Source organism: Mesorhizobium sp. M0239 (assembly GCF_040321815.1).
Lineage (GTDB): Bacteria > Pseudomonadota > Alphaproteobacteria > Rhizobiales > Rhizobiaceae > Mesorhizobium.
The window spans coordinates 12,666-26,891 of sequence record NZ_JAMYSG010000001.1; the positions used below are offsets into that span (position 1 = coordinate 12,666).

Consider the following 14,226-nt stretch of genomic DNA (forward strand, 5'->3'; position numbering starts at 1 on the left):
CAGCTTTGCCGGCGGTTGCGTCATGAGTGCGAAGGCTGCCACCGCACCAACCAGGCCGGCTTCGCCCGGCTTGCGCCGGGCAATTGCCGGCGCCGCGGTTGTCGTCCTGCTCGGCGCGATGGCGCTCGACACCAAGGTGGTCAGGATCGGATCCGCCGGCGACGTTCGCAGCGCCGTCTTTTCCGCGGCCGACTACGGCAAGTCGGAGTTTCCCAAGGTGCAGGCCGATGTCGAAGCGCGTGCCGCAGACGCGGTGACGGTGGCGACGGCGATCGCCAAGGACAGGGCGACGGCAGAGAAGGAATACGGCGTGCCTGCGGGTGTCGGGCCTGTCATTTCCGTCAAGTTCAGCGGCGTCGTCGGCGAAGGAAAATCGGGCATCTACAAGGTCGCCGTCGAGGGCGTGCCGGATACGCTGATGATCCGCGTGCAGACCGGGCCGGCGATCAACGGAACGGAGCTGCGCGACGCCACCGGCAAGATCACATTCGGCCAGTTCACCAACCAGATCGAGTATCAGGACGCCGGCTCGGCGCTGAACAACGAGATGAAGAAGGAAGTCTTGGCAAAGCTCGATACGAGCGCCTTGACCGGCAAGACGATATCGGTGGTCGGCGCGTTCAAGCTGGTCAATCCGAAGAGCTGGCTGGTCACTCCGGTGAGGCTGGAGGTCAAATGAGCGCGGCTGCCGACACCGGACCCGCGAATGGCGACGCCGTGCTTTCGGCGCGCAACATCGTCATGTCGTATGGCGGCGTCCATGCACTCAAGGGCGTCAATTTCGACATCCATCGCGGCAAGGTCACCACGCTGTTCGGAGAAAATGGCGCCGGCAAGTCGACGCTGATGAAGATCCTCTCCGGCGTGGTCACGCCGACATCCGGCGACATCGTGCTCGACGGCAATCTCGTCAGTTTTTCCTCATCCTCGGACGCACGCGATCGCGGCATCTCGATCATTCACCAGGAACTGAGCCTGGCGCCCAATCTCAGCGTTCGCGACAACATCTTCATGGGCCGCGAACTGCGCACCAGGACCGGCCTCGACTTCGCCGAAGAATCGCGCCAGGCGCGCGCGCTGATGGCTGATCTCGAAGAGGACATCGACCCGATGACCCTGGTCGAGGATCTGCGCCTGGGCCAACAGCAGATCGTCGAGATCGCGCGGGCGCTGTCGGTCGATTCGCGCATCCTGATCATGGACGAGCCGACCTCGGCGCTCAGCGCCACAGAGGTGGAGGTGCTGTTCAAGGTGATCCGCGATTTGACCAGCCGCGGCGTTTCCATCGTCTACATCTCACATCACCTCGAAGAGGCGCTGCAGATCACCGACTACGCCGTTGTCCTGCGCGACGGGGCGATAACGGCGACGGCTGAAGCCAGAAACATCGACCTCGAGTGGATCGTCCGCAACATGGTCGGCGAGAACTTCGATCTCGGCTCGCCGCCGACCGGCCATGCGTTCGGTGAGGTCGCCCTGTCGATCGAGGATGTCAGCGTCGTCGACACTTCGGGCTCGGGCTATTCCGTCGTCGACCACCTGTCGCTGGATGTCCGGGCAGGCGAGATCGTCTGCATCTATGGGCTGATGGGCGCCGGGCGCACGGAATTGCTGGAAGCCGTCGCCGGACGGGTGCCGATGGCGGGCGGCCGCGCGCTTCTGGAAGGCGAGGACGTTTCGGGACTGAGCATTGCCCAGCGCATCTCCAGAGGTCTTGTGCTGGTCCCCGAGGACCGCCAGCGCGACGGGCTGGTGCAGACGATGACCGTCGGCCGCAATCTCTCGCTGGCCAGCATCGAGGCGTTCGCCAAGGGGCTGTTTCTGTCCCGTTCCAAGGAGCGTGGGCTGGTCGAGGATTCGATCCGCAAGGTGACCATAAAGACCGCAGGCGGCAATGCCATGATCGGATCGCTGTCGGGCGGCAATCAGCAGAAGGTCGTCATCGGCAAGATGCTGACGACCAACCCAAAAGTCATCCTTCTCGACGAACCGAGCCGTGGCATCGATGTCGGCGCCAAGGCCGAGGTCTTCCGCTTGCTGAGCGAACGCGCCGCGCAAGGGCTTGCGGTCGTCTTCTCGACCTCTGAGGTCAACGAATGCCTCAGCATTGCCCACCGCATCGTCGTCATGCGGCGTGGCAGGATTTCAGCTGAATTCGGCGCCAACGCCACCAAAGAGCAGATCATGGCCGCCTCTGGCGAAGCCGTGGTCGCCTGATCACCAGAATTTCGGAGCCCAGACCAATGACCGACGTCAGCCAGGCCAGAAAACAGTCCAGTCCAAGCGCGGGCGGCGAAGGCTTCGATCTCGCCAAGCTGCTGCTCGAGGGTCGCGCTTTCTTTGCCCTGATCGTCATCATCGTCGTGTTCTCGATCCTGTCGCCCTACTATCTCTCGGTGGCGAATTTCCTGACCATGGCCTCGCATGTCGCCATCTTCGGAATCCTCGCGATCGGCATGCTGCTCGTCATCCTCAATGGCGGTATCGACCTGTCGGTGGGGTCGACGCTGGGCTTGGCCGGTGTCGTTGCCGGGTTCCTGATGCAAGGCGTGACGCTGACCTGGCTGGGTGTCGTTCTCTATCCGCCGGTCTGGGTGGTCGCGGTGTTGGCCTGCATGCTCGGCGCCGTCGTCGGACTGATCAACGGCGTGCTCATCGCGCGCTTCAAGGTTCCGGCTTTCGTCGCCACGCTCGGCGTCATGTACATGGCACGCGGCCTGGCGCTGCTGATGACCAGCGGCCTGACCTATAACAATCTCGGCGGCAAGCCCGAGCTCGGAAACACCGGCTTCGATGCGCTTGGCTTCAACCGCCTGTTCGGCGTGCCGACGGGCGTCGTGGTTCTCGTGGTCATCGCGCTCATTGGCAGCATCGTCTTGAACCGCACCGCTTTCGGGCGCTGGCTCTACGCCTCGGGCGGCAACGAGCGCGCGGCCGAACTCTCCGGCGTTCCGGTCAAGACGGTGCAGATTTCCGTCTATGTGCTGTCGGGCATCTGTGCCGCCATCGCCGGCCTGATCCTGTCCTCGCAGTTGACGTCGGCTGGACCGACCGCCGGCACCACCTACGAACTGACGGCCATCGCGGCCGTCGTCATCGGCGGCGCGGCACTGACCGGCGGGCGCGGCAACATCCGCGGAACCCTGCTTGGGGCCTTCGTCATCGGCTTCCTGTCCGACGGTCTGGTGATCATCGGCATCTCATCCTACTGGCAGACAGTGTTCACGGGCGCGGTCATCGTGCTCGCCGTGCTCCTCAATGCCGTTCAGTATCGCCGCCGTAGCAAGCTCCCAAGCGCGTCAGGTGGCCAACCGACTTCTCAGAAACGGGGGAAGGCCGAACCGGCCAATCCTGCCCAAGGGAAGACTGCCAGGTGAACTGGCAGCAACACCGCGTAATCATTGGAGGAATGTACATGAAAACCATGCTGAAAAGTCTGCTCGCCGCCGCGATGGTCGTCGGGTTCACGGCCGCCGCGTCAGCCGCGGGCCTGATCTCGATCATCGTCAACGATCCGGCCAACCCCTACTGGCTGACCGAGGGCAACGTCGCCAAGGCCGAGGCTGAAAAGCTTGGCTATACGGCCAATGTCGGTGCCCACAAGGGCGATACCAATACCGAAAGCAATTTGATCGACACCGCCATCACCAACAAGTCGGTGGCGATCATCCTCGATCCGGCCAACGCCGACGGCTCTGTCGGTGCGGTGAAGAAGGCGATTGCAGCCAACATCCCGGTGTTCCTCGTCAATGCCGAGATCAATCAGGAAGGCCTCGCCAAGGGTCAGCTCGTTTCCAATAACGCGCAGGGTGCTGCTCTCGGTGCCCAGCAGTGGGTGCAGGCCGTCGGCGAAAAGGGCAAATATGTCGAACTGCTCGGCGCCCCGTCTGACAACAACGCCGCCACGCGCTCGAACGGGTACGCGACTGTGCTGAGCCAGTACCCGGATCTCGAAAAGGCTGCTTCGCAGGTCGCCAACTGGGATCGTACCCAGGGCCACGACAAGATGCAGAGCATGCTGCAGGCCAATCCCGACATCATCGCCGTGATCAGCGGCAATGACGAGATGGCGCTTGGCGCGGTTGCGGCGCTGAAGGAAGCCGGCAAGCTCGCCGGCATCAAGGTCGGTGGCTTCGACGGCTCCCCGGATGCGGTTGCGGCGATCAAGTCCGGCGAACTGCAGTACACCGTGCTTCAGCCGGTCGCCATCTTCTCGGCCAAGGCCGTGCAGCAGGCGGATTCGTTTATCAAGACGGGTGCCACCGGTGCGGCGACCGAGAAGCAGCTGTTCGATTGCCTTCTCATCACCAAGGACAATGTCGACAAGTACACCGCACCCTTCGTGTTGTCTGAGTAATACCTGTACAGGGGGTGTCCTTGCGGACACTCCCTGCCTCTTCTACGAAATGACTGCCCTCGTGAACCGCCTTCGCAACCAACCGGAATTTGCGGCATGAAAGACCTGCTGATCGGCATCGACGCGGGAACGTCGGTGATCAAATCGATCGCTTTCGACCTGTCCGGGCGGCAGCTCGCCATGACGTCGGTGCCCAATAGCTTCGTCACGCTGGAAGGCGGCGGCGCCGAGCAGGACCTCGACCAGACCTGGCGCGACATGGCGCGGACCGTTCGCGATCTCGCGGCCAAGGTTCCCGACCTCGCGCAACGAACCGCGGCGGTGGCCATCACCGGGCAGGGCGACGGAACCTGGCTGATCGATGGCGACGGCTTGCCTGTCTCGCGCGCCTGGCTGTGGCTTGATGCCCGAGCTGGACATCTGGTGGACGAGATGCGCGCCGATCCCCGGGATCGCAGGCGGTTCGAGCTGACCGGCACGGGGCTGAATTCCTGCCAGCAAGGCGCCCAGCTTGCCTTCATGAAAAAGAACCATCCCGACATGCTGGAGCGGGCGGCGACCGCACTGCATTGCAAGGATTGGCTCTACTTCAAGATGACGGGCGAACGCGCCACGGATCCCTCCGAGGGAACCTTCACCTTCGGCGATTTTCGGTCGCGCAGCTATTCCGACGAAGCCCTCGACATCCTGGATCTGACGACGCATCGCCGCCTGGTGCCTCCCATGCTCGAAGGCACCACCGACCATCATCCGCTGTCGCGATCGGCGGCGGCAGAGACTGGCCTGCTCGAAGGCACGCCGGTGGTGCTGGGTTACGTCGATATGGTCATGACGGCGCTCGGAGCCGGCCTCTATGATCCCTCGGGCAATGTCGGCTGCACGGTCATCGGCTCGACCGGCATACACACACGCTTTGCCGCCACTCCCGACGATGTCGTGCTGAACGACGATGGCTCCGGCTACACGATCGCCATGCCTATTCCAGGCGCCTTTGCACAATTGCAATCCAACATGGCGGCGACGCTCAACATAGACTGGGTGCTTGGCCTTGCGCGCGACGTGCTCGCGACGGCTGGCGGCAAGCCTTCTCATGACGAGTTGCTGAAGGCCCTCGACGCTTGGGTGGAAGCATCGGAGCCTGGTTCGCTGATCTACCAGCCCTATATATCGCTGGCCGGTGAAAGAGGACCGTTCGTCGATCCTGACGCACGCGCTGGCTTCATCGGCCTTTCGGTCAAGCACGGCTTTGGCGATCTGGCACGCGGCGTCCTCGAGGGACTGGCCTTCGCCGCACGCGATTGCTACCAGGCGATGGGCGCCGTGCCGAGCGAGATCCGCCTGTCGGGCGGCGCCGCGCGCAGCCCCTCCCTACGCCGCATCATCGCGGCGGCGACCCGGGCGCAGGTGCGCACCAGCAGTCGCCAGGAAGCCGGCGCGGCAGGCGCCGCGATGATGGCGGCCGTCGGCCTCGGCGTCTATGGCTCGATGGAAGACTGCGCCGCCGAATGGGTGACGCCGCTTCTCGGCGACTGCGATGCCTATGACGAGGCGCTTTCGCATACCTACGATGCCCTCTTTCCTTCCTTCGTTGCAGCGCGTCAGGCGCTTCGGCCGGTGTGGAAGGGCATGGCGCACCGCACAGGAGCAAGATCTTGAGCAATACAACAGATGTCGTCGATCTCTTCGTGATCGGCGGCGGCGTCAATGGAGCCGGCATAGCGCGTGATGCGGCAGGTCGCGGGCTGTCCGTCATCCTGTGCGAAAAGGACGATCTCGCGCAAGGCACGAGCTCGCGCTCCGGCAAGCTGGTGCATGGCGGCCTGCGCTACCTCGAATATTATGAATTCCGGCTGGTTCGCGAAGCACTGATCGAACGCGAGGTGCTGCTCGAGGCAGCGCCGCACATCATCTGGCCGATGCGCTTCGTTCTTCCGCACAGCCCGCAAGACAGGCCGGCATGGCTGGTCCGGCTCGGGCTGTTTCTCTACGACCACCTTGGCGGCCGTAAACGCCTGCCGGGGACACGAACACTGAACCTCAGGACTGCGCCGGAAGGCGCGCCGATCAAGGACGAATTCAAGCGCGGTTTCGAATATTCCGACTGCTGGGTCGACGATGCGCGCCTGGTGCTGCTCAACGCCCTGGATGCCAGGCAGCGCGGTGCCAGAGTGCTCACGCGCACCGCCTGTGTCGCGGCCCGCCGCGAAAACGGACTATGGTCGATCGACATGCAGGATGGTCGCACGGGTGCGGTGACGAAGGTCCGGGCGCGGGCGCTGGTCAACGCGGCCGGGCCGTGGGTCAACGACATTGTCAGCCGAGTCGCCGGGCAGAACTCCACCCGCAATGTTCGCCTGGTGAAAGGCAGTCATATCGTCGTGCCCAAATTCTGGGAGGGGCGGCAGGCCTATCTCATCCAGAACAACGACAAGCGAGTGATCTTCGTCAACCCCTACGAGAACGATCTGGCGCTGATCGGCACGACCGACATTCCCTACGAAGGCAGGCCCGAGGAAGTGGTCGCCGAGGCAAGCGAAGTCGATTACCTGATCAAGGTGGTCAATCGCTATTTCAAGCGACAGCTGACGTCACAGGACGTGGTCCATAGTTTCTCAGGCGTGCGTCCGCTCTATGACGACAATGCCGACAATCCAAGCGCGGTGACGCGCGACTATATTTTCGAACTCGACGCCTCCAATGGCAACGCGCCGCTGCTGTCGGTGTTCGGCGGCAAGATCACCACCTTCCGCAAGCTGTCGGAACATGCGCTGGAAAAGATCCAGCCGTTTTTTCCGATGATGAAGAAAGCCTGGACGGCCAAAATCCCCTTGCCGGGAGGCGACCTGCCCAATGCGGACTTCGAGCAGTTCCTGAGCGATCTGCATTCCGAGTTTTTATGGCTCAGCCCGTCGCTGGTGAAGCACTACGCTCGAAGCTACGGCACCCGTGCCAGGCAATTGCTCGCCGGCGCACAGCGCGAGGCGGATCTCGGCCGCCGCTTCGGTCCCGACCTGTATGAGCGGGAGGCAAGGTTCCTGGCCGAGACCGAATGGGCCGGCACATCAGCCGATATTCTGGAACGCCGCACCAAACATGGCCTGCATCTCAATGCGGCCGAGCGGAAAGCATTCGAAGACTGGTTCGATAACATCATGGCGACGGCAGACTGATGGCCTTCACGCTTTCCCTCAACACCAATCCGCTGGTCAACCGTTTCGCCGATCCGGACGATTTGATCGACGCGATTGCCTATGGCATCGGTATCCGCGACGTGCAGCTGACGCATGAATTCGTCAATCCGGGCTGGCCGGCGGCAACGATTGCCAAATTCCTGCGCCTGTTCGACAGGGCGCTTTCGCGGACCGGCGTGCGGATCACCTCCGGCATGACCGGACCTTATGGCCGGCTCAATCACTTCGGCCATCCGGACGCGGATGTCCGGCGCTACTATGTCGACTGGTTCAAGACCTTCGCCGATATTTCCGCGGAACTCGGTGCGTCGGGCATGGGCACGCAGTTCGCCATCTTCACCCACAAGGACTTTGACGATCCGCAACGGCGGGCAGTGCTTCTCGATATCGCCCTCGAATGCTGGCGCGAGGTGGCCGAACACGCCAAGGCGGCGGGTCTGACATACCTGTTCTGGGAGCCGATGTCGGTCGGCCGCGAGTTCGGCCACACGATCGAAAGCTGCGCCACGCTGCAAGGCGCCATCGACGCGGCGAAGCTGCCCATACCGATGAAAATGATGGTCGACATCGACCATGGCGACGTCACTTCGCCCAACCCTGCCGACACCGATCCCTATGCCTGGGCGAAAGCGTTTCCCTTGCAATCGCCGATCATCCACATCAAGCAGTCGTCGATGAATAAGGGCGGGCACTGGCCGTTCACGGCCGCCTACAACAAGGATGGCCGCATAGTGCCGCAGAAGTTGCTGGACGCGGTTCGGCAGGGCGGTGGAACCGACAATGAAATTTGCCTTGAACTTTCCTTCAGGGAGAGGGAACCAGTCGACCATCAGGTTATCGAGATGATCCGCGAGTCGGTGGATTTCTGGGCGCCTCATATCGACAGCGGTCGCGACAGTCTCAAGCCTCGGGCTTGAGTGAAATGCTGGCTAGACGCCGGCACCGATGGTGGCCAGGAAAAACGCGCGTTGAAGGAGAAAAGAATGACCCCATATTGGGTCGGCACGAGCTGGAAGATGAACAAGACGCTTGCCGAGGCGCTGCAGTTCGCCGATGCGTTGGCGGCCTTCGTGCCTGACTTCGATCAGGCGATACAGCCTTTCGTCATTCCGCCGTTCACCGCCGCGCGCCAGGTCAAAGCGGCGCTGGCCAACACCCGCGTGAAAGTCGGCGCCCAGAACATGCATTGGGCCGACGCCGGTGCCTGGACGGGAGAGATCTCGCCAGTGATGCTGAAAGACTGTGGGCTGGATGTGATCGAACTCGGCCATAGCGAGCGTCGCGAGCATTTCGGCGAAACGGACGCGACTGTGGGACTGAAAACGGCGGCCGCTGTCAGGCACGGGTTCGTGCCGCTGATTTGCGTCGGCGAGACGCTGGCTGAGCGTGAATCAGGCCGCGCCGAGGCGGTGTTGACGGCACAGGTTCTCGGCGCGCTGCAAGAGCTGAGCGGCGATCAACTGAAGGCTGAAATCCTCTTTGCCTACGAGCCCGTCTGGGCGATCGGCGAGAAGGGCATTCCCGCCAGCGCCGACTATGCCGACAGGCAGCAGGCGCTGATCAAGCAGGTTGCCGCCGACCGGCTGCCGGCTGCCCCGCCTGTGCTTTACGGCGGCAGCGTCAATCCCGGCAACGCGGCCGAACTCATCGGCCAGCCGCATATCGATGGCCTGTTCATCGGCCGCTCGGCGTGGCAAGCGGAAGGCTATATCGACATTCTGAAAAAGGCGTCGGCCGCCATCGCGCGCTGACCGCTAAAAGACCAAGCAAAGGAGCTCATCATCATGAAGATCGCACTCGGAGCCGACAGCGCCGGCAAGCCGTTGCTCGACGTCATCGCCAAGCATCTCGCCACCAAGCCGGAACTGCAGGTCGTCGACCTAAGCCAGGCCGGATTCTACGCCGATATCGCCGCCTCGGTCGGCCACGAAATTCTCGACGGCAATTACGACCGGGCCATCCTGTTTTGCGGCACCGGCATCGGCGTCAGCATCTCCGCCAACAAGGTCCCGGGCATTCGCGCCGCATTGACCCACGACACCTATTCCGCTGAGCGCGCCGCCAAGTCCAATAACGCCCAGATCATCACCATGGGCGCCCGCGTCATCGGTCCCGAACTGGCGAAATCGATCGCCGACGCATGGTTGGCCTCGGAGTTCGATCCGAATGGCCCCTCCGCCACAAACGTGCAGGCCATCGACAAGCTCGACGCCAAGCGCTGAGGCGCGGAAGGCCCGTTACTGATCAGGTGGTCAAGGCGACCCGCATCGCCTCGATCACGGTCACGGCGGAGGCGGCGCCCGGGTCCATGTGGCCAAGCGAGCGTTCGCCGAGGCGCGATGCCCGGCCCTTGGTGGCGACCATCGACTTGGTCGCCTCCGCGCCGGCGTTTGCCGCTTGTGCAGCAGCTTCGAGACTGCCCGCCAGATCCTTGCCGGAGGTCAGCGCTTCGCCCGCCGCCTGCGCAGCCGGCGCCCATGCATCGATCATCGTCTTTTCGCCTGGCTCGGCCTTGCCGCGATCCTGAATGCCTTTGGCCATCGCCTGGAACAGAGTGACCACGTCCGCGTCGTCGAGCGTCGTCTTGCCCTTGACGGCTGCCGCGGCGCGCATGAACGCGGTCGCATAGAGCGGACCGGAGGAGGCGCCAACCGCATTCAGGAACGACTTTGCCGCCGTGTTCAGCAAGGTGGTCGGATCAGTGGCCTCGGTGTCCAGTGCGGCGACTGCATCGCGTGCCGCGGAAAATCCAAGCTCCATCGCGATGCCGTGGTCGGCGTCGCCGATAACTCCGTCAAGCGCGCATAGTCGGTCCCTGTCGGCCGACATGGCGGTTGCGATCGCCGCGAACATCGCGACAAGGCGGGCGGTGTCGATTGTCGTCATGTCTTAGTCCTTGCCACAGAAGTGGGTTTAGCCGGCGCGAAACATGGCGCAGTCGCAGGGGTGGTCCAGCATCGTCTGCAACTCGCCGTCCAGCCGATGCAGAGTGATCGAGGCCCCGGCCATTTCGAGCGAGGTGCAGTAATTGCCGACCCAGCTTGCGTGTATGGACACACCGATCTCATCGAGCCTCTGCTTCACGCGCCGGTTCATGATGTAGAGTTCCATCAGCGGCGTCGAGCCCAGCGAATTGACGAGCACCGCGACCTTGTCGCCGCGCGCCGGCGCCATCTCGTCGAGAATCCTGTCCAGCATCTCGTCGGTGATCTCGTCGGCTGTTTTCAACTTTTCGCGCGCGATGCCGGGCTCGCCGTGGATGCCCATGCCGATCTCCATCTCGTCCGGGCCGATCTCGAAATTCGGCCGGCGGGTCTGCGGCAGCGAACAGGGCGACAGCGCCACGCCCATGGTGAAGGTATGGTCGTTGGCCTTGCCGGCGACGCGCTCGCATTCGTCGAAGGACAACATCCGGTCGCAGGCGGCGCCGGCCGCCTTGAAGATGAAGAAATTGCCGGCGACGCCGCGCCTCTTGTGCCGCTGGTCGCGCGGTGCCGAGGCGACGTCGTCGGTGCTCAGCACCGTGCGCACCTCGATGTCGTCCATGGCGGCCATCTCGGCCGCCATGTCGAAATTCATCACGTCGCCGGCATAATTGCCGTACATGAAGAGCACGCCGGCGCCGCCGCTGACTGCCTTGGCGCATTCGAGGATCGGGTCCGGCGGCGGCGAGGCAAAGACATTGCCGATGGCCGCAGCGTCAGCCAATCCCTTGCCGACAAAGCCGAGAAAGCTCGGCTCGTGGCCCGAACCGCCGCCAATCACGAGGCCCACCTTGCCCTGGCGCGGTCCGTCGCGGGCGATGATGGAGCGTGGACTGCCGTCCACGCTTTTGAGATGGCGGGGATGCGCTGCCAGGATGCCTTCCAGCATCTCGTCAACGGCGCGGTTGCCATCGTTGATGATCTTCTTGGTCTGCACCCGACGTCCTCCCGATTTCGGCATTTTCGCAGATAGTACCGGGTGTTACCGGGATTTCCACCCGGCAAGGCGCATTTCGCGTGTTGAAGTGCTCTCGCACAGCGGCTCCTGAAATCCAGGTGTCGGCTGGTTCAAGTGCCGAGGCCGTCGCGGATGGCTGAGAAATAGCGATCGGTTCCGACCTGGCCGCCCTTGAGCGCGACCTCCAAGCCGTCGATCGCCTTGACGCGCGAGTGGGCAACGCAGAGCGGCGAGCCAGGCGAAGCGGGCAGCGGCATGCGAATTGTCAGGGCATCGACACCCATCTCGCCGAGTGCGTGGCTCGACGTGTCGCCGCCGGCAATGACCACGCGCCGCAAATTCTGTTCGATCGTCAGGCTGCGAAGGATTTCTCCAAGGCCGCGGCCAAGCCTGTGGCGGGCGCCTTCCTGCCGGTCGATTTCGGCGCCCCTGTCGGCATCGGGGCCAAGCGCGGTGTAGAGGATGACGCTGCGCCCGGCTTGCAGACTGGCACGGCCGCTTGCCGTTGCGCGCGCGATCGCCTGCTGCGAAGACTCCGAAACCAGCTCGACGGGATCGACCTCGATGCCGTCGAAACCGTCGGTCAGGGCATGCCGGATCTGCCGCTCGGTGGTCGGCGAACAACTGCCCGACACGACGGCTATCCGCTCGGCTGCGCCCGGCGGCGTAAAACCTTGTCCAGCGCCGACAATGTCATTCGACGCCCATTCGGCCAGCAATGCATACTCGACCCCGGACGAGCCGACGACAAAAGAACCGCCTGGCTTGCGAACGCGCCAGATCTCCTTGCCGGCCAGAGCCTGCGTTTCCAGATTGTCGACATCGAGAAGCACGATGGGGGTGCCGTTTCCGGTCAGGCGATCGAACGCGGCCGATCGCGACGCGGACTGCAGCGTTGCAAGGTCGATCAGCCCGGAGCTCAGCGCCGTCTGCCGCGACAGATGGATCAGGAGATCGGCCTCATCCATCGGCGTCGTCGGATGGCGGCTCATCACAGGGTGGCGATCGATGCGGAAATATTGGTCGCGATAGGCGGCGAATAGATGGCCGAAGGCGGTGTAGCGCTTGAGCTGCGGCGCGCCGACCAGCAGCGGCACACTATCCTGCGCGAACACCGAGCGGCCGACCTCGATGGCCCGGCCGATGCTGCCGACCGTTGGGCTGGAATCGAAGGTCGAGCAAACCTTGTAGTGGCAGATCGCGGCGTTGAGTGTCTTCAGCCAGGCAAAGGCATCGCGCAGATGCATGTCCATCCACTGCGGCGTCTCGCTGCGGCTGGTGCCGGCGAGGCCGATCGCCCGGCAATGGGCAAACCGCGAAAGCAAGGCATCGTCCGGCTGGCGCATGAACAGCACGGTCGGCACGCCGCCGAGCTCAAGCGCCTCCATGACATCGGTCGAGCCGGTCAGGTCGTCGCCATAATAGCTGAGAAGCAGGTTCTGCATGGCTTCAGGCTGCCTTGCCGTCGCCGAATTTTTCGATCGACCGCGCCAGTTCAGGGTGGTTCAGGGCGAAGTCGGCAAGCGGAATGCCGTCGACCGCCGCCTGCCAGGCTTGCTGCACGGCACGCACGCCGGCGCCCGGCCCGTCCGGATGGCTGACGATGCCACCGCCGCAGAGATAGAGAAGATCGACGGTCCGGCCGGTCCGCGCATATGTCTCGGGCGCCTGCCCGCCCCACTGGCCGGAGCCGGCGACCGGCAAGGCGCAGTCCTCAGGTGAGAAGATCGGCGTCGTCACCGCCTTGAACGACTCGACGAAGGAGTCATCCGGCTCCCAATATTTCGAGGCGATGCCGTTGATCTGGAATTGGTCGACGCCGAGCAGTCGCCAGAATTGCTGCCAGACCTTGAAGCCCATACCTAGCCCGGGGTGCCGGGTGAGGATGTCCCAGCCGTTGCGGTGAGCATGCAGCACCAGACTGGAGCGCTTCCTCAGGAACGCCATGCCACTGAGCCCGATCGAATTGATGTTGACAACAGCGCAATTGCCGCCGGCCTTCGCCACCAGATCGTGGTTGCGCATCATCTCATCCGGGTCGGCATGCGAAATGCCGAAGGCATACATCACTTTCTTGCCGGTCTTCTGCTTATGGTCGAGGATCAGCGGCATGATTGCCTTCACCCGCTCCGACAGCGGCGAATAGGCCGGGCTCATCAGCTTCTCGTCATCCTTGATGAAATCGACGCCGGCGGCGATCAGTTCCGCCACCATTGCCGCCGTCTCGTGCGGCCGCAGCCCGAGCGCCGGCTTGACGATGGTGCCGATGATCGGGCGGTCCGTCACACCGGTCAGTCGGCGGCTGCCGGCGACACCGAACTGTGGGCCGGGATGCGCGCCGCGAAAATCCTCCGGCAGCTTCATGTCGACGACGCGGATCCCGGTGAGGCCCTTGATCGAATAGGTGCCGCCGATGGCGATGGTCATCAGCGCCGAAAGGTCGGTGCCGATGGCATCGAACGGAAAGGCGATGTCGACATCGGCGCGTTTGAACGGCCCGCTGCCGTCATCGGGAAGTGACGGCCGCTCGGCATCGGGCAGAGGCCGGATCGCCAGCACGCGCGCCGCCACCCGGGCCTTCAGCTCTTCGGTCTCGCCGGGCAGCGCGACGAAGGTGCCGGTCGACTGGTCGCTGGCGATCTTGGCGGCCAACGCTTCGATGCTTCCAGGCGTTTCGATGCGATAGGTGAGGGTGATCATGGTCTGCTGTCTTAAGCCGAGGCGTTCGAAAAAGGT

General features: G+C 63.6%; 13 protein-coding genes. 9 read left to right on the forward strand and 4 right to left on the reverse strand.

The features are described from left to right. Window positions 1-22: 22 nt before the first annotated feature. From NKI99_RS00065 to derI, 9 genes are all read left to right on the forward strand, one after another. Window positions 23-679, forward strand: coding sequence for a DUF2291 family protein (locus tag NKI99_RS00065; protein WP_352609303.1), 657 nt, complete (start codon window positions 23-25; stop codon window positions 677-679). Further along, the gene (locus NKI99_RS00070; protein WP_127296543.1) at window positions 676-2,217 is read left to right on the forward strand and encodes a sugar ABC transporter ATP-binding protein; all 1,542 of its coding nucleotides are present in this window, start codon (window positions 676-678) and stop codon (window positions 2,215-2,217) included. Before NKI99_RS00065 ends, NKI99_RS00070 begins: the two co-directional genes overlap by 4 nt. A gap of 26 nt (window positions 2,218-2,243) precedes the next feature. After that, complete coding sequence (locus tag NKI99_RS00075; RefSeq protein WP_128302320.1) at window positions 2,244-3,377, forward strand: ABC transporter permease; 1,134 nt, start codon at window positions 2,244-2,246, stop codon at window positions 3,375-3,377. Window positions 3,378-3,415: 38 nt separating this feature from the next. Then, window positions 3,416-4,357, forward strand: a complete 942-nt coding sequence (locus NKI99_RS00080) for a D-ribose ABC transporter substrate-binding protein (protein ID WP_013533072.1) — start codon at window positions 3,416-3,418, stop codon at window positions 4,355-4,357. A 96-nt stretch (window positions 4,358-4,453) separates the two neighbouring features. Further along, the gene (locus tag NKI99_RS00085) at window positions 4,454-6,013 is read left to right on the forward strand and encodes an FGGY-family carbohydrate kinase (RefSeq protein ID WP_352609304.1); all 1,560 of its coding nucleotides are present in this window, start codon (window positions 4,454-4,456) and stop codon (window positions 6,011-6,013) included. After that, the gene (locus NKI99_RS00090) at window positions 6,010-7,527 is read left to right on the forward strand and encodes a glycerol-3-phosphate dehydrogenase (protein WP_128302322.1); all 1,518 of its coding nucleotides are present in this window, start codon (window positions 6,010-6,012) and stop codon (window positions 7,525-7,527) included. Before NKI99_RS00085 ends, NKI99_RS00090 begins: the two co-directional genes overlap by 4 nt. Further along, window positions 7,527-8,465, forward strand: coding sequence for a sugar phosphate isomerase/epimerase family protein (locus tag NKI99_RS00095; RefSeq protein ID WP_023808905.1), 939 nt, complete (start codon window positions 7,527-7,529; stop codon window positions 8,463-8,465). The genes NKI99_RS00090 and NKI99_RS00095 overlap by 1 nt, the downstream gene beginning before the upstream one ends. A gap of 66 nt (window positions 8,466-8,531) precedes the next feature. Continuing rightward, a complete protein-coding gene (locus tag NKI99_RS00100; RefSeq protein ID WP_023808904.1) occupies window positions 8,532-9,299 on the forward strand; it encodes a triose-phosphate isomerase in 768 nt (255 codons plus the stop codon). 33 nt (window positions 9,300-9,332) lie between these two features. Beyond that, window positions 9,333-9,770, forward strand: coding sequence for a D-erythrulose-4-phosphate isomerase (derI, locus tag NKI99_RS00105; protein WP_013533067.1), 438 nt, complete (start codon window positions 9,333-9,335; stop codon window positions 9,768-9,770). Between the two features lie 22 nt (window positions 9,771-9,792). Here derI and dhaL read toward each other — a convergent pair whose 3' ends face one another. From dhaL to oiaX, 4 genes are all read right to left on the reverse strand, one after another. Next, window positions 9,793-10,434 carry a dihydroxyacetone kinase subunit DhaL gene (gene dhaL, locus NKI99_RS00110; protein WP_023808903.1) on the reverse strand — a complete coding sequence of 214 codons (642 nt, stop codon included), beginning with the start codon at window positions 10,432-10,434 and terminating at the stop codon, window positions 9,793-9,795. Between the two features lie 27 nt (window positions 10,435-10,461). Beyond that, window positions 10,462-11,469: a dihydroxyacetone kinase subunit DhaK gene (locus tag NKI99_RS00115; protein ID WP_023808902.1), complete on the reverse strand. Its 1,008-nt coding sequence runs from the start codon at window positions 11,467-11,469 to the stop codon at window positions 10,462-10,464. 131 nt (window positions 11,470-11,600) lie between these two features. Then, on the reverse strand, window positions 11,601-12,935 hold the full coding sequence (locus NKI99_RS00120; protein WP_023808901.1) for a four-carbon acid sugar kinase family protein: 1,335 nt from the start codon (window positions 12,933-12,935) through the stop codon (window positions 11,601-11,603). A gap of 4 nt (window positions 12,936-12,939) precedes the next feature. Beyond that, window positions 12,940-14,190, reverse strand: a complete 1,251-nt coding sequence (gene oiaX, locus NKI99_RS00125; RefSeq protein ID WP_023808900.1) for a 3-oxo-isoapionate-4-phosphate decarboxylase OiaX — start codon at window positions 14,188-14,190, stop codon at window positions 12,940-12,942. Window positions 14,191-14,226 lie beyond the last annotated feature (36 nt).

Excerpts from the sequence above, each read along its gene's own strand:
- NKI99_RS00065 (WP_352609303.1), top strand. The coding sequence starts at position 23 with ATGAGTGCGAAGGCTGCCACCGCACCAACCAGGCCGGCTTCGCCCGGC.
- NKI99_RS00070 (WP_127296543.1), top strand. The coding sequence starts at position 676 with ATGAGCGCGGCTGCCGACACCGGACCCGCGAATGGCGACGCCGTGCTT.
- NKI99_RS00075 (WP_128302320.1), top strand. The coding sequence starts at position 2,244 with ATGACCGACGTCAGCCAGGCCAGAAAACAGTCCAGTCCAAGCGCGGGC.
- NKI99_RS00080 (WP_013533072.1), top strand. The coding sequence starts at position 3,416 with ATGAAAACCATGCTGAAAAGTCTGCTCGCCGCCGCGATGGTCGTCGGG.
- NKI99_RS00085 (WP_352609304.1), top strand. The coding sequence starts at position 4,454 with ATGAAAGACCTGCTGATCGGCATCGACGCGGGAACGTCGGTGATCAAA.
- NKI99_RS00095 (WP_023808905.1), top strand. The coding sequence starts at position 7,527 with ATGGCCTTCACGCTTTCCCTCAACACCAATCCGCTGGTCAACCGTTTC.
- NKI99_RS00100 (WP_023808904.1), top strand. The coding sequence starts at position 8,532 with ATGACCCCATATTGGGTCGGCACGAGCTGGAAGATGAACAAGACGCTT.
- derI (WP_013533067.1), top strand. The coding sequence starts at position 9,333 with ATGAAGATCGCACTCGGAGCCGACAGCGCCGGCAAGCCGTTGCTCGAC.
- dhaL (WP_023808903.1), bottom strand. The coding sequence starts at position 10,434 with ATGACGACAATCGACACCGCCCGCCTTGTCGCGATGTTCGCGGCGATC.
- NKI99_RS00120 (WP_023808901.1), bottom strand. The coding sequence starts at position 12,935 with ATGCAGAACCTGCTTCTCAGCTATTATGGCGACGACCTGACCGGCTCG.
- oiaX (WP_023808900.1), bottom strand. The coding sequence starts at position 14,190 with ATGATCACCCTCACCTATCGCATCGAAACGCCTGGAAGCATCGAAGCG.